Consider the following 903-nt stretch of genomic DNA (forward strand, 5'->3'; position numbering starts at 1 on the left):
GGCGCGGTCGATCGCGAGGAACAGGAACGACCCGATCGGGCGTGCCACAAAGGCGAGCGCGAACAGCGCGAAGGAATAGAGCGTCCCCGTCAGACGGTCGACATAGGGGAAGACCAGCGTCGGAAACACCAGCACCGAGGCGATCGCATAGACGAAGAAGTCGAAAAACTCCGACGTGCGGCCAATGACGACGCCAATCGCAATCTCGCCCGAGGTGATTTCGCCGTGCTCGGCATTGATTCGGCCGGCATCGGCTTCGATCGCGCGCGAGGTTGGCGTGGTGGCTGCAGTCATCGGTGTTCGAACTCCCGGCATGATCGCCGAACGCCCCCTCTAAGCGTGCTGCACTGCAGCGGGGATTGGACAAAGTGTCCAATGGGAGGCCCCCTGTCCCCCGCGTATCTGCGCCCGCATGACCCGAACCCCCTTACTCCGCCCCTTGGCGCTGCTCGCGCCTGCCTTGCTCGGTGGGTGCAGCGCCGTCGTGCTGGACCCGGCGGGCGATCTTGCAGTGCAGCAAGGCAACCTCGTGATTTTCTCGACGGTGCTGATGTTGCTCATCAACGTTCCGGTGATGGCGCTGATCGCGTTGTTCGCCTGGCGCTATCGCGCAACCAATAAGGACGCGCCCTATTCGCCGGAGTGGCACCATTCCACCGCGCTGGAACTGGTGATCTGGGCGGCCCCGCTGCTGATCATCATCTGCCTGGGCGCGGTGACCTGGACCAGCACGCATCTGCTCGATCCCTATCGTCCGATCGGTCGCCTCGATGCGGGTCGCGCCGTCGCTGCCACGGCCAAGCCGGTGCGGGTTCAGGTTGTCGCGCTCGATTGGAAGTGGCTGTTCATCTACCCCGATTACGGCATCGCCACCGTCAACGAGCTGGCCGCACCGGTCGATCG

The 903-nt window shown here is 64.2% G+C and carries 2 pseudogenes; one reads left to right on the top strand and one right to left on the bottom strand.

Annotated features, from left to right (window positions below):
- Window positions 1-294: pseudogene (locus AACY19_RS26580) on the bottom strand (hypothetical protein); the annotation flags it as partial.
- Window positions 295-412: 118 nt separating this feature from the next.
- Between AACY19_RS26580 and AACY19_RS26585 the strand changes: the two are divergent.
- Window positions 413-903, top strand: a pseudogene (locus AACY19_RS26585) (cytochrome o ubiquinol oxidase subunit II); the annotation flags it as partial.

Origin of the sequence: Pseudomonas sp. EA_5y_Pfl2_R50 (assembly GCF_963970475.1) — a bacterium.
Lineage (GTDB): Bacteria > Pseudomonadota > Gammaproteobacteria > Pseudomonadales > Pseudomonadaceae > Aquipseudomonas.